The 19,160-nt window shown below is 41.9% G+C and carries 18 protein-coding genes; 7 read left to right on the top strand and 11 right to left on the bottom strand.

Annotated features, from left to right (window positions below):
* The first annotated feature begins 3 nt into the window (after positions 1-3).
* From CVT08_RS04730 to CVT08_RS04705, 6 genes are read left to right on the top strand one after another with little or no spacing between them, the layout of a single operon-like run.
* Positions 4-1,182 (top strand): pyridoxal phosphate-dependent aminotransferase, encoded by a 1,179-nt coding sequence (locus CVT08_RS04730; protein ID WP_107856741.1) that lies wholly within the window; start codon positions 4-6, stop codon positions 1,180-1,182.
* The gene (thiS, locus tag CVT08_RS04725; RefSeq protein WP_107856742.1) at positions 1,182-1,385 is read left to right on the top strand and encodes a sulfur carrier protein ThiS; all 204 of its coding nucleotides are present in this window, start codon (positions 1,182-1,184) and stop codon (positions 1,383-1,385) included. The genes CVT08_RS04730 and thiS overlap by 1 nt, the downstream gene beginning before the upstream one ends.
* 7 nt (positions 1,386-1,392) lie before the next feature.
* Positions 1,393-2,244 (top strand): sulfur carrier protein ThiS adenylyltransferase ThiF, encoded by an 852-nt coding sequence (gene thiF, locus CVT08_RS04720; protein WP_107856743.1) that lies wholly within the window; start codon positions 1,393-1,395, stop codon positions 2,242-2,244.
* Entirely contained in the window at positions 2,245-3,009 is a 765-nt protein-coding gene (locus CVT08_RS04715; protein ID WP_107856744.1) for a thiazole synthase, read from the top strand.
* Positions 3,009-4,163 carry a 2-iminoacetate synthase ThiH gene (gene thiH / locus CVT08_RS04710; protein ID WP_107856745.1) on the top strand — a complete coding sequence of 385 codons (1,155 nt, stop codon included), beginning with the start codon at positions 3,009-3,011 and terminating at the stop codon, positions 4,161-4,163. Before CVT08_RS04715 ends, thiH begins: the two co-directional genes overlap by 1 nt.
* A complete protein-coding gene (locus CVT08_RS04705) occupies positions 4,156-4,854 on the top strand; it encodes a thiamine phosphate synthase (RefSeq protein ID WP_230855959.1) in 699 nt (232 codons plus the stop codon). Before thiH ends, CVT08_RS04705 begins: the two co-directional genes overlap by 8 nt.
* Before the next feature lie 244 nt (positions 4,855-5,098).
* On the opposite strand, the gene sdhE is transcribed toward CVT08_RS04705, so the two are convergent.
* From sdhE to mltG, 11 genes are all read right to left on the bottom strand, one after another.
* The gene (sdhE, locus tag CVT08_RS04700; RefSeq protein WP_107856747.1) at positions 5,099-5,956 is read right to left on the bottom strand and encodes an 8-methylmenaquinol:fumarate reductase membrane anchor subunit; all 858 of its coding nucleotides are present in this window, start codon (positions 5,954-5,956) and stop codon (positions 5,099-5,101) included.
* Positions 5,957-5,958: 2 nt separating this feature from the next.
* A complete protein-coding gene (sdhB, locus tag CVT08_RS04695; RefSeq protein WP_107856748.1) occupies positions 5,959-6,924 on the bottom strand; it encodes an 8-methylmenaquinol:fumarate reductase iron-sulfur subunit in 966 nt (321 codons plus the stop codon).
* Between the two features lie 9 nt (positions 6,925-6,933).
* Positions 6,934-8,772, bottom strand: coding sequence for an 8-methylmenaquinol:fumarate reductase flavoprotein subunit (gene sdhA / locus CVT08_RS04690; protein ID WP_107856749.1), 1,839 nt, complete (start codon positions 8,770-8,772; stop codon positions 6,934-6,936).
* A 437-nt stretch (positions 8,773-9,209) separates the two neighbouring features.
* Complete coding sequence (locus CVT08_RS04685; RefSeq protein WP_107856750.1) at positions 9,210-9,632, bottom strand: heat-shock protein; 423 nt, start codon at positions 9,630-9,632, stop codon at positions 9,210-9,212.
* A 38-nt stretch (positions 9,633-9,670) separates the two neighbouring features.
* Positions 9,671-10,222: a 2-oxoacid:acceptor oxidoreductase family protein gene (locus CVT08_RS04680; RefSeq protein ID WP_021087611.1), complete on the bottom strand. Its 552-nt coding sequence runs from the start codon at positions 10,220-10,222 to the stop codon at positions 9,671-9,673.
* A complete protein-coding gene (locus tag CVT08_RS04675; protein ID WP_021091283.1) occupies positions 10,219-11,064 on the bottom strand; it encodes a 2-oxoglutarate ferredoxin oxidoreductase subunit beta in 846 nt (281 codons plus the stop codon). Before CVT08_RS04675 ends, CVT08_RS04680 begins: the two co-directional genes overlap by 4 nt.
* Positions 11,054-12,184: a 2-oxoglutarate synthase subunit alpha gene (locus CVT08_RS04670; RefSeq protein ID WP_107856751.1), complete on the bottom strand. Its 1,131-nt coding sequence runs from the start codon at positions 12,182-12,184 to the stop codon at positions 11,054-11,056. The genes CVT08_RS04675 and CVT08_RS04670 overlap by 11 nt, the downstream gene beginning before the upstream one ends.
* Entirely contained in the window at positions 12,181-12,492 is a 312-nt protein-coding gene (locus CVT08_RS04665; protein WP_107856752.1) for a 4Fe-4S dicluster domain-containing protein, read from the bottom strand. Before CVT08_RS04665 ends, CVT08_RS04670 begins: the two co-directional genes overlap by 4 nt.
* An 8-nt stretch (positions 12,493-12,500) precedes the next feature.
* Positions 12,501-13,394 (bottom strand): lactate/malate family dehydrogenase, encoded by an 894-nt coding sequence (locus tag CVT08_RS04660; RefSeq protein ID WP_107856753.1) that lies wholly within the window; start codon positions 13,392-13,394, stop codon positions 12,501-12,503.
* Between the two features lie 3 nt (positions 13,395-13,397).
* Positions 13,398-15,572 (bottom strand): NADP-dependent isocitrate dehydrogenase, encoded by a 2,175-nt coding sequence (locus tag CVT08_RS04655; RefSeq protein WP_107856754.1) that lies wholly within the window; start codon positions 15,570-15,572, stop codon positions 13,398-13,400.
* Positions 15,573-15,635: 63 nt separating this feature from the next.
* On the bottom strand, positions 15,636-16,580 hold the full coding sequence (mltG, locus tag CVT08_RS04650; protein WP_107856755.1) for an endolytic transglycosylase MltG: 945 nt from the start codon (positions 16,578-16,580) through the stop codon (positions 15,636-15,638).
* A gap of 73 nt (positions 16,581-16,653) precedes the next feature.
* Between mltG and CVT08_RS04645 the strand changes: the two genes are divergently transcribed.
* Positions 16,654-19,119 (top strand): AsmA-like C-terminal domain-containing protein, encoded by a 2,466-nt coding sequence (locus tag CVT08_RS04645; protein ID WP_107856766.1) that lies wholly within the window; start codon positions 16,654-16,656, stop codon positions 19,117-19,119.
* Positions 19,120-19,160 lie beyond the last annotated feature (41 nt).

Here is a 19,160-nt window from a genome sequence, read left to right as displayed (position 1 = left end):
AAAATGCAACTAGCAAACAGAATGCAAACATTAAGCGAATCAATCACAATCGCGATCAGCACAAAGGCCAAAGAGATGAAGGCTGCTGGCATCGACGTGATCTCACTTTCAGCTGGTGAGCCTGACTTTATGACTCCAAAAAAGATAAGAGAAACTGTAAAAAACGCACTTGATAACGATAGCAAAAGCGGCAAATATACGCCAGTGCCAGGTTTGCCTGAGGTTATAGAGGCCATTAGAGCAAAGCTAAAAAGAGATAACGGACTTGACTACAAAGCAAATCAAATCGTCACAAATATCGGTGCAAAGCACTCACTTTTTAATGTATTTCAAGCGCTTATCAACCCAGGTGACGAGGTCATCATCCCATCTCCATACTGGGTGAGCTACCCTGAGATCGTTAAATTTTGTGGCGGCGTGCCTGTCTTTATCGAGGCGGACGAGAACACAAATTTCAAAGTCACAGCCGAGCAGCTAAAAAAAGCGATCACTCCAAAAACAAAGGTCTTTTCGCTAAATCACCCGACAAATCCAACTGGAGCTGTCTATACAAAAGAAGAGATCGCGGCATTTGGCGAGGTTTTAAAGGGTACTGACATCATCGTCACGAGCGATGAAATTTATGAAAAAGTAATCTACGGCAAAGAATTTCACGCAGTGGCCTCAGTAAGCGAGGATCTTTTCAAAAGAACGGTCACGATAAATGGCCTAAGCAAGTGTGGCGCGATGCCTGGCTGGAGATTTGGCTATATCGCAAGCTCGATGGACTGGCTCATCGCTGGCATCAAAAAGCTTCAAAGCCAAAGCACAAGCAATATCAGCTCGATCGTGCAAATAGGCGCTATCCCATCACTTCTAGGCGAAACTGACGAAGACATCGAAAACATGAGAAAAGAGTATGAAAGAAGACGCGATGTGGCAGTTGAGATGATAAACGCTATCCCTGGGCTAAGCGTAGTTAAGCCTGATGGCGCATTTTATCTATTTGTAAAATGTAAAGATGTGGACGGCGACTCACTTAGATTTTGCAAAAAGATGCTTGAAGAGGTAAATGTAGCAACCGTGCCAGGTGTGGGCTTTGGCATGGAGGGATACTTTAGAATTTCTTTTGCAACAGACATCGAGAGCATAAAAAAAGCGATCGAGAGGATCGCAAATTTTGTAAAAAGCTACAAAATTTAATGATCAAATTTATACTAAATGGCAAAATTTTCGAGCTTGAAAACGATATAAGCGTTTATGATTTTTTAGCTCAAAATGGCTATGAGCTTAAATTTATAGCCCTTGAGCGAGACGGAGAAATTTTGCCAAAAAAGTTTTGGAGTGAGCACTTTATGAGTGATGGCAAAGCTTATGAGATCGTCACTTTAGTTGGCGGTGGATGAGGAGAAAATGATAGAGATAGTACTAAACGGCACAAAATTTAAAGTGCCAGTAAAAAGCCTTAGCGAGCTAAAAGAGCTTGCTCTTGGCGATAAAGAGAGTGAAATTTATAAATTCTTAGAGAAATTTAACGCGACAAAGCCAGACATTTTTATCGTTGATGGCTTTGCTATAAAAGAAGATAGCGAGCTAAAAGATGGCTCAAATGTCGTATTTATAAGGCGTGGCGTGATGCCTGAGCGTGAAGTTTTACGCTCGATGATCGCTTCACGAAACAGCCCTGAGCTAAATTTAGCCCTAAGTAAAGCCGTGATCGGCATGGCTGGACTTGGCGGCCTTGGCTCAAATATCGCGCTAAGTCTTGCAAGAGTTGGCGTAAAAAAGCTAGTGCTTGCCGACTTTGACGTCGTTGAACCAAGTAATCTAAACCGCCAGCAGTATTTCGTCCGCCACATCGGCTTAAAAAAGACGCAGGCGCTAAAAGAGCTGATAAATGACGTAAATCCCTTTGTCGAGGTCGAGGCTCACGATATATTTTTAGATGAAAAAAACGTAGCTAGCGTCTTTGACGAGTGCGAAATTTTATGCGAAGCCTTTGATAACGTCGCTGGCAAGGCGATGATACTAAACGAAGCTGGTGCGAGCTTAAAAGAGAAAAAGATCATCGGCGCCTCTGGCATGGCAGGATACTTTAGCTCAAATCTCATAAAAACCATAAAATTTGCCAAAAATGTCTACCTTTGCGGTGACCTCACAAACGAAGCAAAGATCGGTCAAGGGCTCATGGCACCGCGCGTTGCGATCTGCGCAAATCATGAGGCAAATTTAGCCATTAGACTGCTTATGGGCTTGGAGGCGTAAGTGCAAAATGATAGTTTGATCCTTGGCGGCAAGGAGTTTCAAAGCCGCTTTATCCTTGGTTCTGGCAAGTACTCACACGAGCTCATCGACTCAGCCATAAACGAGGCTGGCGCAGAAATTTTAACCCTTGCTCTTAGGCGCATAAACGAGAGCAAAGAGCGAAATATACTTGACTTTATCCCAAAAGGCGTGACGCTCTTGCCAAACACAAGTGGCGCTAGAAACGCCAAAGAGGCCGTTCGTATCGCCCAGCTCGCACGTGAGCTTGGGTGCGGGGAGCTTGTTAAAATAGAGATCATAACTGACTCTAAATTTCTCTTTCCAGACAACGCTGAAACCATAAAAGCATGCGAAGCGCTGGCAAATGACGGCTTTGTGCCAATGCCTTATATGTTTCCTGATCTAAACGCCGCAAGAGCGATGCTAAGTGCAGGAGCTAGCTGCATAATGCCTTTAGCTGCTCCCATTGGCTCAAACCAAGGGCTAGTTTTTAAAGATATTATTGAAATTTTGATAAACGAGCTTGATACGCAGATCGTAGTTGATGCTGGTATAGGCAGGCCATCACAAGCGTGCGAAGCGATGGAGATGGGGGCGGCTGCGATCATGGCAAACACAGCCATCGCCTCATCTAAAAATATCCCACTCATGGCAAGAGCCTTCAAAGAGGCTATCATCGCTGGTCGCAACGCCTACCTAGCAGGGCTTGGCGCAAAAAGCAAAAGCGCAAATGCCTCATCACCGCTCACTGGATTTTTAGACTGATGAAATTTACAAGAACCGACCACATGCAGCTGCTACCTCACATGGAGGATGTTGGCAGCGACATTATGAATGAGATTTTAAAAGAGCGCGCGAATTACAAGCCAGAATTTTACACCGAAACAGACGTAAAAGCAGCTCTTAATGCAAAGCACTGCTCGCTTGAAAATTTAAAAGCCCTACTCTCACCTGCTGCAGCGCCATTTTTAGAGCAAATAGCTCAGCTTGCTCAGGCAAAAACAAGGGCAAATTTTGGCTCAAACATAACTCTTTTTACTCCACTTTACATAGCAAACTACTGCGATAATCTCTGCGTTTATTGCGGTTTTAACGCTAAAAATAAAATAAAAAGGGCAAAGCTAAGCGACGAGGAGATCACAAGAGAGCTAAGAGAAATTTCAAAGAGCGGCTTGGAAGAAATTTTGATCCTAACAGGCGAGAGCGAGACCAACTCAAGTGTCGCCTACATCGCAAATGCCTGCGCTTTGGCAAAGAAATTTTTTAAAGTCGTTGGGGTTGAAATTTACCCATTAAATTCAGACGGCTACGCCCTGCTTCACAAAAGCGGCGTGGACTACGTGACCGTCTTTCAAGAGACCTACAATCCCACAAAATACGAGAAGATCCACCTTGGCGGCAATAAAAGAATCTTCCCTTACCGCATAAACACGCAAGAGCGAGCGCTTCTTGGAGGCATGAGAGGGGTTGGCTTTGCGGCACTTCTTGGCATAGATGACTTTAGACTTGACGCCTTTGCGACCGCACTGCACGCAAGCTTGGTTCAAAAAAAATATCCGCACGCCGAGATCGCATTTTCATGCCCAAGACTTCGTCCTATCATTAACAACGACCGCATCAACCCGCGTGACGTGGGCGAGCGCGAGCTTTTGCAAGTGATCTGCGCTTATAGAATTTTCATGCCAACAGCTAGCATAACGATCTCAACCAGAGAAAAGGCGAAATTTCGCGATAACGCCGTAAAGATCGCCACAAACAAAATAAGCGCTGGCGTAAAAGTGAGCATCGGAGCTCACGGCGAAGAGAAAAAGGGTGACGAGCAGTTTGAGATAAGCGACGATAGAAGCGTGGATGAGATCAAGGCTATGATAAAAGCAAACGGACTAGAGCCCTTGATGAGCGAGTACGTATATGTTTAAAATTCTCTGTGTGGCCGACTTTGAAAGCTATGAGGGCGATGACTTTTTAAAGAGGATACAGCTGCTTTGCAAGGCTGGCGTGGATGAAATTTTGCTTCGTGCAAAGGGGCTAAGCGAGGCTCAATTTTACGATCTTGCTAGGGTTGTGGCTCAAATTTGTGAAAACTATCGCAAGAAATTTATTATTAATCAATTTTTTGACGTAGCCTGCAAGCTAAATAGCGACTTTTGGCTCACTTCAGCGCAGCTTGACTTTTTTAAAAATCACACCGTTTTTTTAGAAGAATTTAGACAAACAGCTAAAATTTACGCCCCAGCTCACGACCTAGAGCAGGCTAAAATTTCAGCCACTATCGCTGACGTGCTCGTTGCTTCTCATATATTTGCTACCTCTTGCAAGGCGGGCTTAGAGCCAAAAGGGTTAAATTTTATAAGCGAGCTAAAAAGCTTAGACAAAGAAATTTACGCACTTGGCGGACTAGACAACCAAAACTACAAAGAAGCTATAAAAGCTGGTGCAAGCGGCATTTGCTTTATGGGCTTAGCAATGAACGGCGATATAGAGCTTATAAAAAAGATAGTAGATAGCAAAAAAACGAGCAAATTTAGCTTTATTTACATAAAATTTTACATATTATTTTTATATATAAAACTACATAAAATTGAATTTGTAGACGATTACTATAAGTAAAAATAATTTATCTTATATAATAAATTGTGATTTTATCGCTATTTTTTATATTTAAAATTTAATGCAATTACCTGATGTAACGCTATTTTTACGATGATATAAAAGAGTAAATTTAAATAAATTTTAGCTGCAGGCAAATTTCTATGTCACAAAGTAAATTTTAAAACTATTTTGTTATCAAATTTTATTTATTTTGAAAAATTTATGTTTGAAATCTCCCACGCCAAAAGACGTGGGATAAAATTTACGCTATCTTGGTAGCGTCGATGATGTTTAGATCAAGACCCAAGTCTTCAACAGATAGTCCAAGTGCAAGACCTACAAGCTGAGAGAGGTGGATGATAGGTTTTCTAACATCTGAGTGGTTCTCATCTTGATACCTCTCTTGATAGATGTCAAGTTGCATTTGGCAAAGTGGGCATGGAGTGACAACTACGTCTGCGCCATTTTGATCAGCGTTATTTACGATCTGGCTTGACATTTTTCTTACTGATTTTCCAGCTGGATAGCTAGCGTGGAAGCCGCAGCAGTCAAGTCTTTTCTCAAATGGCACGATAGTAGCACCAAGTGCGCTTACAACAGTTTCAAAGCTCTTTGGATTTACTGAGCTTTCTCTATTGTGTAGATCTTTTTCAGGTCTTAGGCTGTGGCAGCCGTAAAATAGCGCTACTTTTAGTCCGCTAAGTGGTTTAACAACCTTTGCTCTTAGCGTATCAACATTTTGGTAAAGCTCCCAAAGAAGACTTGTTACCTCAGATGTACCATTATATTTCATATTGCCTTCAGCTAAAAATGTATTGATACGATCTTTTGCGCCCTTATCAAGCGTGCTTTTAGCTCTTGTTAGAGTTAGCATACAAGTTGAGCATGTCGTAAGCATCGGCATATTCATCTGTTCTGCAAGCGCTATGTTTCTAGCATTTGCCACAAGCGTAGCGATAGGATCGACGTCTTGTGCTTGTTGGGCACCACAGCAGCTCCAGCCCTTTATCTCGTGAAGCTTCCAGCCAAGTATCGGAGCGATAGCCTCAAGCGACATCTTAGCCTCTTTAGCTGCTTGAGAGAGTACGCATCCTGGAAAAAAAGCGAATTCGTTTTGCATAGTTACTCCTTACTAGCAGCTTTGCGAGCCGCATTTATCATTTTTACTAGATCATCATGTCCTTCAATGTCCTCTTCGCCGAAAATATGAAGCGGATTCATCTTACCAGCAAGCATTAAGTTTGCAGCGATGTCTAGTTTGCCCATATTTTTGATAACGCCTTCTGAACGAAGTGCAAGTCTAACCTCATTTAGTCTGCCTGAGCCATCAACTAGATCAGTCAAGAACGCCTCAGCGTGATCTGGTCCCATGCCCTCATTAAAGCCTTTTTGTATAGCCATGATACGAAGATCAGTTATGTCAGCGCATGCGCTTATGCCTTTTGGACAGCGATCAGCACACTCTTGGCACTTTACACACATCCAAAGTCCGTTGTCGATAGCTGGTTTTAGGTGTGGCATAGGATCTTTGCTACGTGAGTCAAAGGCAGCCCTATAAGCATGAACAAATACAAACGGTTGCATATAGTCACTCGCATCTGCTTCAAGCTTATTACACTCGCTAGCACACGCACCACAAAGTATGCAGTCCCACTCAAGCGCTACTTTATCGTACTCTTTTTGGCTTTGCTTACAGCCTTTTGCAGCGCTAAATTCTGGCTTAGCAGTGATGCTTGGTCTGATCTTGCGTAAATTTTCTATACTTGGCTCCCAATCCACCATAAGGTCTGAGATAACCTTGAAATTTCCAAGTGGTGAAATTCTAATAGTATCTGGGTTGCCATACTCAGCCAAAAGCTCATTCATCTTTGTGTCGCAAGCTAGATATGAGTGACCATTTACTCTAACAGCGCACGCACCGCATATCGCTGAGCGACAAGATGCTGTGAAATTTAATGTCGCATCCTTTTTTTGTTTGATATCAAAAAGCACTGTTAAAAGAGTTTTGCCTTTGACCTCTTCATTTGTTAGCTCATAAGTTGATTCATATTTTTTAGTTCCGTCAAAACGGTCGATAATAATTTTCATCCTAGCTCCTTACTCTGGCTTCTTGCCGTCAAGTGAAAATATGCCTATCACAACATCTTTGTAGCCAAGCTCCAACTTGCCGTCTTTTAGTGTGACTATGCTGTGTTTTAAGAAATTTACATCATCTCTTTTTGGATAGTCCTCTCTTGTGTGAGCGCCACGGCTCTCAAGACGATTTTGCGCTGCAAGACATGCTGCACGAGATAGAAGTATAAGGTTGCCAAGCTCGACGTAGTCAGTAAATGCTGTGTTCATTACTGGATTTTGATTTGGCACTTTGATGGTGTCATATTTTGCTTGGATGGCTTCTAGATTTTTAGAGAGCTGATCTAGTTTTGCGCCAGTTCTAAAGATACCCATTAGATCCCAGTTATTTTTACCAAGCTCTTCACGAAGTGCGTACATATCATTTACGCCACCCTCGCCTGTTGCGATAGATTTAAATTTATCTTGCCACATTTTTGCTAGCTCAGAAGTTTTCTTGCCGCTTGCAAATTTTGCATTTTGAGCATAAGCGCCAGCACCTTTGCCAGCTAGATCGCCAGTGACTACTGCATCAGTTAGACTGTTTCCGCCAAGGCGGTTTGCGCCGTGGATAGATACGCATGAAGCCTCACCACCTACGTAAATTCCAGGTATTTTTGTGCTCATATCATCAAATTTAGCCACCTCTATGCCACCCATTGAGTAGTGAGCTGTTGGGCGGATAGGCACTGCTTGCTCGACTAGGTCGATATCTTGGAAAAGCATCGCTGTGTGGCGAATTTTTGGAAGTTTTTTCATAATAGTATCTTTGCCAAGGTGGCGAACATCACAAAGTACATAAGCGCTCATGCCCTCGCCAAAGCCTCTACCTTCGCGAATTTCTGTCTCGATAGCACGAGCGACGACGTCACGAGGAGCTAGCTCCATTTTTTCATGGTAGTTTTTCATAAAACGCTCGCCCTTATTATTTAACAAGTATCCACCTTCACCACGAGCAGCTTCTGTGATAAGTGTGCCGCCGTTTTGAACGCCAGTTGGGTGAAACTGAAGCATCTCAGGGTCTTCAAAACCAAGACCTACTTTAAGCGCAGCAGCGATACCATCGCCTGTTGCTATAAATGGAACTGAAGTGCGGTTATAGAAAATTCTAGTGTATCCGCCAGTTGCGATGACTAGAGATTTGCAAAGAACTGGGTAAATTTGACCATCTTGGATGTTGCGAAGAACGACGCCCTCTACTTTACCATCTTCAAGACCGATCTCAAGTAGCTCATGATCCATTAGAAATTTAACCCCAGCTGTGATAGCGTCGTCAAGACAGGTGTGCATCAAAACGTGTCCGGTTTTATCAGCTGCGTAGTTACAGCGTTTTTTGCTAGCGCCACCCATGAAACGAAATGCCACGTCGCCATTATCTTTACGAGAAAAGAGCATGCCGTTGTAGTCTAGTTCGTGGATAACTGCGCCTGCTGCCTCACAAAATTTCACAACTGCATCTTGATCAGCAAGATAAGCTGCACCTTTTACGGTGTCATACGCGTGAAGCTTGAAGCTGTCACCGTTGCTAAAGTCAGTAACGCCGTTTATACCGCCCTCTGCCATACAGGTCGCGTTGCGTGATGGCATCATCTTTGTGGCAACTACGACTGTTAAATTTGGGTTTTGTTTGCGAACGGCTGTTGCTGCACGAAGTCCTGCACCGCCAGAGCCGATTATTAGCACATCAACAGATGGCAAGCCTTTTTCATTGCCCTTTGGCAACTCGCCAGCAAGAACATTGGTCGCACCAGCTGTTGTAGCTAGCGCACCTACGCTGATACAGGCGCTTTGTAGAAATTCTCTTCTGGTAAATTTTTCACTCATTGATAACTTCCTATTTTAATAAGTTTATTAGCGTTAAGACGCACCGCCAGTTCATTTCTTAATATTTTTTAAAATAAGTAGATTAATTAAAAAATTAATAATGTAACTTTACATAAAATTTACTTAAAAGAAACATAAGAATTTATTTTAGGTTGTATAGTGAGATTTGATAGCTAAAATCATTTGATAAAAGACCATTTTATCGTATTTGTGGCTAATACTTATAAATTTATTATTTTGATAAAGATAAAAATAATATTATCTCGCAATATATATTAATGAAAATAGATAAAATATTATAAAATAGCCAATTTTACGTATCTTTGAGGATATTTCTTAAAAACTAAATAAATAATTAAAACTAATAAATTTAAATGAGATAAAAAAATCGTATGATTATCAAAAAAATCATATAAATTTGTAAATTTCTTTGATAGCTAGAAAGTAAAATGATAGATAGCCCCGTAGTGTCTGACTGATAAAATAAAGCTTAAATTTATATCAAATATCTCAATGTCATCAAGTGACGGATACCAGATATCGCTAAAAAATTTAGAAAGGTCATCAAAATGCAAAATATCAATGCTCTCAAATTTATTAAAATTTATGCAAATTTCATTTGGCGTGGTGATGTTAAGCTTTCTAAAAACAGCCTTGAGATCAAAATTTTCTTCGTCCGCACTAAAGCCATCAAATTTATTAAATTTATCTATCTTAAAAAACTCATCTATGTTTTGTAGGCTAAATTTATGAAGTAAATTCTCTCTTATCTCTAAGCACTCAGCCGCCGATAAACTCCTAATGATAGGCATCTTAAAGCCATGTTCTTTGCGGAAATTTTCTAGTTTTATCTGATCCATATTGTGAGGTTTTGGCTAAATCAAATTTAGCCAAATTTTTATTTTAAAAGCTCTTTTGCGTATTTTAGGCCTAGCTCGTAAGCTTTGGCGTTTGCCTCTTTGACCTTAGCTGGCACGCTTGCTAGCATCTCTTCACGCACTAAATTTTCATCCATGCACCTACTCATCGCCACAGCCACACCAAGAGCCACGACGCTTTGAGTGATGACATTACCAACCTCGTCTTTTGCGATAGAGATGATAGGAATTTCATAAATTTTCCAGCGCTTTTTGTCCTCGTCGCTCACTTTTACCAAATTTGGCTCAACAACGATCGCACCACCCTCTTTCACGCCACTTTTAAAGGCGTTGTAGCTTATCTGCGCAGTGGCAAGCATAAAGTCTATCTCGCCCTCGTTTGCGTAAGGATATAAAATTTCTTTCTCATCTAGTATGATATCGACCTTTGTTGGACCGCCTCGCACTTGAGATGTGTAGGTAGATGCCTTGACGCCGTATCCGCCTGCTTTTATCTTGGCAGCTGAGAGGATCTCGCCAGCTAGTATGACACCCTGTCCGCCAACGCCGACAAATCTTAATTGTGACTTCATGCTAGCTCCTCAAAATTTATCGCTTCATTGCTCATTGCAGCTCTTCTTACCTTGTCGTAAGCCTTGGTGTATTCTATCTTTTCTTCATCTTTGTGCAGCACGCCAAGTGGGAAAATGCCCTTTTTCTCTTCATCGCTTAGCATGTCAAATTTGACCTTGCTAGTCGTGCGACCCTTTATCCACTCTAAATTTTTCACCGCCTCGCCCATTTTGTTTTTGCGGCCTAAATTTATGTGGCAGTTTGAAAATACATCAAAAAAGCTGTATCCATCGTGACTAAAGCCCTCCACAAAGAGCTTTGTAAGCTTCTCTGGCTCGATGACGCTACCACGCGCGACAAAGCTAGCGCCTGCGGCAGTTGCGAGCTTACAGGCGTCAAAACTAGGATCGATGTTGCCGTATTGTGCTGTGACCGTCCACATGCCCTTTGGCGTGGTTGGACTGGTTTGCGAGTTGGTTAGCGCGTAGATGAAGTTGTTGATTAAGATGTGATTTAGCCCGATATTTCGGCGGCATCCGTGTATCGTGTGGTTGCCTCCGATAGCTAGTCCGTCGCCATCGCCAGTTACAACTATGACGTGCTTGTCTGGGTTTGCCATCTTTACGCCAGTGGCATATGCTACGGCTCTGCCGTGAGTTGTGTGGATGGTGTTGCAGTCAAGATATCCGCTAAAGCGACCAGAGCAGCCTATGCCTGAGACCACGCAAACGTCGTTCATATCCCAGCCCATGGTGTCGATAGCGCGGATGAGCGCCTTTAGTATGACGCCGTCGCCACAGCCCCAGCACCAAAGAGTAGGCATTTTATCTGTTCGTAAATATTTATCGTAATTAAAAGCCATAAATTTCTCCTATCTTCGCCTCGATCTCGCTTGGGCTTATCGGTCTGCCGTTTGCTTTTAGCAGTTTTGCAAAGTCATCTCTTAAGATGATCTTTGAAATTTCGCCACTATATTGACCTAAATTTAGCTCGCAGACTAAAATTTTCTTAAATTTATTTGATATCTCTTTTAGCTTTTTGGCTGGAGCTGGGAAAAGTGTGAGTGGCTTAAATAGCCCTACTTTTAGCCCTTTTTCACGTAAATTTAATATCGCTTGCTTAGCTGAGAGAGCGACACTTCCAAAGGCGATGATACAAATTTGCGCGTCATCAAGCATAAACTCTTCAAATTTCTCGCACTCATCAGTGTGTAAATTTATCTTATCAAATAGTCTATTCATCGAGTTTTCAACGATCTTGCCATCTTCAGTTGGAAAGCCAGTAGCGCCGTGATGAAGCCCTGTTATATGGTAATGATAGCCTTTAAAGAAAGGATTTAGCGTGGCTGGCTCATCTGGTGCAGCCTCGTATGGTTTATACTCTTTTGGCTCGCCGCTAAATTCTCTTCTTTTATAAATTTCTAGCTCGCTAATCTCTGGCAGGCGCACCCTTGCTTGCATGTGACCTATCGTCTCGTCAAGTAGCAGCATAACCGGCGTCATAAACCTAGCTGCGAGGTTAAAGGCACGCACCGTTTGCGTATAGCACTCCTCTAGGCTACTAGGCGCTAGCACTATCATATTTACATCGCCGTGAGTTGGGTTTTTAGCCTGCAAGATATCGCCTTGTGCGACACGTGTTGGTAGGCCAGTTGAAGGGCCGCCGCGCATTACATTTACGATGACAAGCGGTATCTCAGCGATAAAACCAAGGCCTATTTGCTCAGCCTTTAGTGAAATTCCTGGACCAGAACTTGCAGTCATCGCTTTAGCGCCACTCGCACTTGCACCAAGAGCTACGGAAATGCCAGCTATCTCATCTTCCATCTGTATAAATGTACCGCCGTTTTTTGGCAAAAGCACGCTTAGCTCGTGGGCGATCTCGCTGCTTGGAGTGATAGGATATCCGCCAAAGAAGTTACAGCCACACTCGACGGCAGCCCTTGCTACTAGGGCATTTCCAGTTGATACTACCTCTCTCATGCGCTCTCTCCAAGCTTGGCAAATTTATTTGCCTTTACAGCCGCAGCTCGCTCTTTGCTCTCAGGCGTTAGCTTTGCAAATTTAAAGCCTTTATCAGACACATAAATGGCAAAATCAGGACAGTGAAGCTCACAGTCACGGCATCCTATGCATGAGTCAGCATAGACCACCTCTATCATCTTGCCAAGCACCGCCTTTGGCTCAAGCCTCATGCCTAGCACGCCTGCTGGGCAGTAGCTCACGCAGACATCACAGGCCTTACACCTGCTCTCATCGACCCAAACTGGGACATTTTCTTTTACGATCATATATCTTCCTACTCTAAGTTTTCTTTTAAAAATTTGATATTTTTTCTAATTTCAGCTTCACTTTTGTTTAGTTGCTCTTGCTCGTCTTCATCTAAATTTAGCTCTAAAATTTCTTTTAAGCCATCACGTCCGAGTCTTACTAGCCTGCCGCAGCTTAGTTCATCATCGATTAGCACGCTAGCGCTTATTATCTCATCGCTCTTACCAACGATCATCTCGCACATCTTCACAGCTGCAGCCGCTGGTGCGTAGTAAGCCGAAGTACCAAGCAGTTTAACGATCTTTGCGCCGCCAGTGCTTGTCTCTTTTTTAAGGATTGCAAGCTCATTTTCATTTAAATTTTCACTGATATTGCTGGCTGATACGATCATCTCGTCATTGTGAGTGCCAACGATCTTTGCTCTTAGCTTGCTGGCGTCCTTATCTTTTAAAAGCGCTAGCTCATATCTGCACCTTGCGCTGTCTAGCTCACCAGCCATGCCGATCACTTTGTTTTTGCTAAAACCGCTAAATTTATGAGCCGTCCAGACCATCACGTCAAGTGGATTGGTGACTACGATTATCACTGCGTTTTTGGCAAATTCAGCTATCTTTTGCGCAGTTTGTTTTACAACAACGGCGTTTTTAAGCAGTAAGTCCTCTCTAGTTTGACCCTCTTTTCTTGGGCTTCCAGCTGTGACTATGACGATGTCACTGCCCTCAATAAGTACAAAATCATCGCCACCACAAACGCTAGTTTTAGCGTTAAAGACACAGCTTGACTGAGCTAGGTCGATCGCCTTTGCACGCGCCACGTCACCAAATATATCCACAAGCGCGATCTCATCGCAAAGCTCTCTCATGCAAAGCGCATAAGCTATGCTAGCACCGACGTTTCCAGCTCCAACTACACTTATTTTCATCTCTTATCCTATTATTTTATTTAAAATTTCACTTGGTCGCATGACCTCATTTGCCATTGTTTCATCTGGCAGGTAATATCCGCCAAATTCCACGCTAGCACCCTCTTTTTCTCTGATCTGCCTTAAAATTTCGCTCTCATTTTTTTCTAGCTCGTCTGCTAAATTTGCAAATATCACGCTTAAAATCCCGCCACTTTTTGCCATCTCTCTCGCCCAAAATAGTGCTAGATAAAAGTGCGACTCTCTAGTATCAAGAGTAGCATTTGGCGCTTTGTTTTCATCCAAATAGCTAGCAACTGCTCTATTTAGCGCCTCGCTTAGCTCTTTTGCCTCTTTTTTTTGCCTAAAAAACGCTAGATGTTCAAGCGAAGCACTAAGTGCTAAAAACTCGCCAAGACTGTCCCAAAGCAGATGATTTCTCTCTTTTAGCTCTTTTACAAGCGTCGGAGCCGTTCCGCCAGCTCCTGTCTCAAACATCGCTCCACCAGCAAGTAGCGGCACAACTGAGAGCATTTTTGAGCTGCCACCTAACTCAAATATCGGGAAAAGATCAGTTAGATAGTCTCTTAAAACGTTGCCAGTTACGCCTATGACGTCTTTGCCAGCTCTTATTGCTTCAAGCGATCTTAGCGTCGCTTGCTCGTAGTTTAAAATTTTAAATTTCACACCGGCACTAGTAAATTTCTCTTTAAATTTTTCAAATTTAGCTATTAAATTTCGATCGTGAGCACGGCTGCTATCTAGCCAAAATATAAGCTCATCTTTTGAAATTTCACCTCTTTTTAAAGCAAGCTCAAACCACGCATTTATCGCATCATCCTTTGCCTGCGTCATCCTAAAAATGTCGCCACTTTTAACGCTAAATTTAAAGACGCTCTGCCCTGCCTCATCAAAAACTACAAATTCTCCGTCCTCTTTTGCGATGAAAGTCTTATCGTGGCTGCCATACTCCTCGGCCTTTTTAGCCATTAGCCCCACGTTTGCCACGCTGCCGATCTTACTCACATCAAGCGCACAATGCTCCTTAAAGTCCGCCACGCAGGCCTCATAAACCCTAGCGTAGGTTCTATCTGGGATCATACAAAGTGAGAAATTTAGCTCGCCGTTTTTGTCTTTTACCTTCCCAGAGTTTCTAATGAGCGCTGGCACAGAGGCGTCGATGATAACGTCATTTGGCACGTCAAAGTTGCTGACATTTTCATTTAATGCCCAAATTTTTGCTTTTTTGCTCAAAATTTCATCAAATTTAGCCAAAATTTCATCTTTATTTTTAAGAGTTGAAATTTTAGCAAACATATCTTTTAAGCCGTTTTTTGCCTCAACGCCATGAGCCTTAAACTCCTCACCATATAGCTCAAAAACCTCTTTAAAATAGCTCTTTATCGCGTGTGCAAAGATGACTGGGTCACTAACCTTCATCATCGTGCATTTTAGATGAAGGCTAAGGGTCAAATTCTCTTTTAGCGCCGTCTCAAAGCAGCTTTCATAAAATCTATCTAGCTCATCTGCACTTAAAAAGGTAGCATCTACGATCTCGCCGCTTTGAACGGTAAGCTCTTTTAAAAGCTCTTTTTTGCCCTCCAAGCTTATGAAATTTATATAAAATTTCTCATCTTTTTCTGCGATGATTGAGCGCTCATTTTCGAAAAAATCGCCCCTTTGCATGTAGCAAATTTTGGTTTTATTTGCCTTATCCCAGCTGCCGTTGCTGTGCGGATGCTTTTTGACAAATTCTTTAACCGGAGGCAGGACTCTTCTGTCTGAGTTTCCTTGTCTAAGCACAGGATTTACCGCGCTTCCTAACACTTTTTGGTACTTTTTAGCGATCTCTTCGTCGTAGTCTGTGATGATCTCGTCTGGATAAAATGGCACATTTATCCCCTTGTTTCTTAGCTCCTCAATCGCCGCTTTTAGCTGAACGATCGTGGCTGAGATGTTTGGCAGCTTTATGATATTTGCCTCTTTGTGTGCGGTTAGCTCGCCCAAAAGCTCTAGCTCATCGGCCTTACTTCGCCCAAGCTCTTTGCTAAAAAGAGATAAAATTCGCCCTGCCAAGCTGATATCAGCCCTTGTTATACTAATGCCAGCGCGGGATAAAAAGCTCTTAACGATAGGAAAGAGAGAGTAGCTTGCAAAAAGCGGTGCTTCGTCGGTTTTAGTCCAGATAATGTCACTCATTTTAGCCCTTTTGATTTTTTGAAATTTATCACGTTTTTTATTAAAGCTAGTTGTATTTTAGCCCTATTTTGCGATATTTTGATTGTGCTCGCTTAAGGTTTTTGAAAAAATGTGCTTTTTCGCCTTTTTATCAAGCACAAAGTATAAATAATCGCTCTTTGCAGGGTTTATTGCCGCTTTTATCGCACTTATAGAGACGCAGCAGACTGGGCTTGGCGGGATGCCGTCATTTAGATAGGTGTTAAACTCGCTCATATCGCTTCTTATGCGCTCAGCTGTGATCACATCGTGCGAGTAGATGCCATAATTTAGCGTGCCATCCATCTGCAGCCTCATGCCCTTATCTAGGCGGTTGTAGATGACTGAAGCGACAAGAGGCATCTCAGCGTCATTTGCGGCCTCTTTTTGGATGATCGAGGCGATGGTTAGAATTTTAAACCATTTTTTCTCGTTGTACTCGCCAAAAATTTTCCTGCTGATCTCGCTTTGCGCCTTTTTAGATGAATTTACAAGGTAATATGCCAGATGTCTTTCGCTGATGCCAACTGGAATTTTATAAGTATTTGGCATTAAAAAGCCATCACTAACTGGAGCAATGGCGTTATACTCGCTATTTAGTTTAGCTCCGTCAAGCCCAAGCTGGGCAGCGATCTGGTTTAAAAAAACGATCGTAGTCTCACCTGGTATTAGCGTGATCTCGGTCATCGCAGCCTTTGCTTTGGCAAGTTTTTTTAAAAAATCAACCCTTGAAATTTTATCTTTGCCTATCTCGATCCAGCCTGACTGAGGCGAGCCAATGAAGCGCATGGCGTACTTGTCGATCGCACTTAAGTTAAAGTTGCGATTAGCTAAATAAGATATAATTTCGCCCACACTTCCCTTTGGCACAAAGACGACTTTGCTCGTGTTTATGGGGCGTGCCAAATAAACAAATACGCTTAGGACAACGATGAGTACGATATCAAAGAAAATATCCAGATACGGCTTTTTTATAAAATTTTTTATCATTTTGATTCTTTCGCTTCTTTTGCTTTTAAAATACGGCATAAAAATTAACGATTTCGAGTTTTACGGCGTAAAATTGGAGCAATTATATATAAAGTTAGATAAAAAAATAATTGTAAGAGCAAAGCAGATCAAGCTACCTAAATTTAAACAAAACGCAGAGCAAAAAGCCAGCGACAAGCAGCTTTTAAACCTTAGTCAGGGTGTGGATTATCTTGACACATTTTTTCAAGAAATTTCGCTTGAGAGCGTGCAAATAGGCGATGATTTTAAGATCAAAATTTTATTTTTAGATGATATATTTTTCGTCGATAGCCCTTATCTAAACATCGATATCAAATTTCAAAATGAGCAACAAAATGGCGTTGATCGCTTCATAGTAAGAAATTTAAGCCTTAAAGATTTTAACGTAAGCATTAGCGGCGAAGGCAGCGCAAATTTTGACAAGGATGATTATAAATTTGATGGAAATTTCACCTCGCACGAGCTAAATGGCAAGCTTAGCTTTGCCTTAAAAGATACACTTTTAACTTACAAAGCCTATGACGTAAATGCAGGCAGTATCAAGGATTTCATCACTGAGCTTGATAGTCGCATACACCTAAACAGCGAGGTTAAAAACTGGATATATGGCTACATCGTGGCTGATGACTACCACCTAAACGAGATAAACGGCAAGGCTGATCTAGCCAAAAACGACTTTTATCTAAACGACCTAAATGCGACTGCCTATGCTAAAAATTTACTTGTTAAATTTGATAAAGGCTTACCAGCCATAAATGTCGCTGAGGCAAACATCACACTTAATAACTCAAAGCTTAAATTTGACCTTACAGCGCCTATTTATAAAGGCAAAAAGCTTGATGGCTCAAACGTCGCGATAAACAACATCTTTGATGAAAAGAGCGCAAATTTAGAGCTATTTATAAAGACAAATTCTATTTACGATGAGGCGATAAATGAGATACTAAGAGCTTATAAGATCAACGTGCCAGTTAAGCAACTAAGCGGTAAAATGGACGCTGGGCTTAAAATTTTAATAAAACTTGACGAGAAAAGCTTAGAGAATTTTGATGAAAAAAGCGTCATCGCAAATGGCGAATTTAAGATAAGTGACGCGGTTTTAGATATCGCTGGGAGTAAATTTAACGCTAAAAGTGCCCTTGTAAAGCTTGTAAATACTTCGGAGCTAAACATCGATGCAAGCGGCTTTGGGCTTGACTTTTTTAGAGCAAATGCAAAAGCAGATATAAATTTACAAAAAAGCACTGGCGAGATAAAAGGCGTCATAGAGAGCTTTGATCTAAAAGAGAAAAATGATGAAATTTTAGCCTTTAAAAATGAGCCATTTACCGCGCATCTTGACTTTAGCAAGCCAAGCGAAACGACGCTTAGCATTGAGCCATTTGGGCTAAATTTAAGCTTTGGCGATGAGAGCACGATAGCTACTAAAAATAGCGAATTTATCATGCAAAACTCCCCACTTTTAAAGCAAAATGGCGTGCTTGGTTTTGAAGATGTGAGTATAAAAAGCAAGGACTTTACTAATCTTGAAATTTTGGCAAAAGGGCTTAAATTTGACATGCCGTTTTTGGATAAAAATGGCTCAAAATACGCAAACGATGACTTTTTGATAGCAGTCTCAAAGACTGGCGTAAAAGTGCAAAGTGCAAGCAAAAAACTCTCTTTAAACATCGCTGAAAAGGGCATAGAGGCTAAGAGCAACGACCTAAATTTACTAGTGCTTGATGACAACAACACAAAAGAGCAAAGCACACCACTTGAGCTCTTTGCAAAAAATGGCGACATCATTTTGCAAGACCTTAACAAAACCTTGCCATTTACCAGCTTTAGCGCCGAAAAAAAGGGCAAAAGCACCTCGCTAAATGGACTGGCAAAACAAGGCAGAGTTGGATATTTTAGCGATGAGAAAAGCATAAATTTAGACGCAACCGACATAAGCGGCGAGTTTATCAACGATCTTTTTAGTATCAAGAGCTTTGAGGGCGGTAAATTTCGTCTAAAACTGCTTGGAGAGAGCACGAAAGAGTTTAAGGCGGAGGTGAGATTTTTTGGCACCTATCTAAAAGACTACATCTTTTATCAAAAACTGCTAAGCTTTCTAAACTCGGTGCCGTCGCTTCTTAGCTTTAAAACGCCTGACTTTAACGACAAGGGTTTTACTGTTAAAAACGGCAAAATTTTACTTACTAGAAAGGGTGACGTGATCGAGTTTTTGGCGATTGAGATGATAGGCACGAGCGCAGATATCGGCGGACGCGGCACGATCGATCTAAATAGCAAAAAGATAAATATCGACCTAGAGCTAAAGATACTAAAAGACGCAAGCGGCATCATCGATAAGATCCCACTTATCAACCAAATCATCCTTGGCAAAGACCGCTCACTCTCAACCGTCATCGCCATACGTGGCACGACTGAAAAGCCAGAGTACTCGACGCAGATACTGCAAGACGCCCTGCTCTCGCCACTAAAGATAATAAGAAACGTCCTGCAAGCTCCGTTTTTGATATTTGAGTAAAAAGCATTAAGCGTAAAATAATTATTGTTTAGTATAATTGC

The organism is Campylobacter concisus (genome assembly GCF_003048835.2).
GTDB lineage: Bacteria > Campylobacterota > Campylobacteria > Campylobacterales > Campylobacteraceae > Campylobacter_A > Campylobacter_A concisus_D.
The sequence above is the reverse complement of the archived record's forward strand: the minus strand, read 5'-3'. Positions and strand labels throughout refer to the sequence as shown.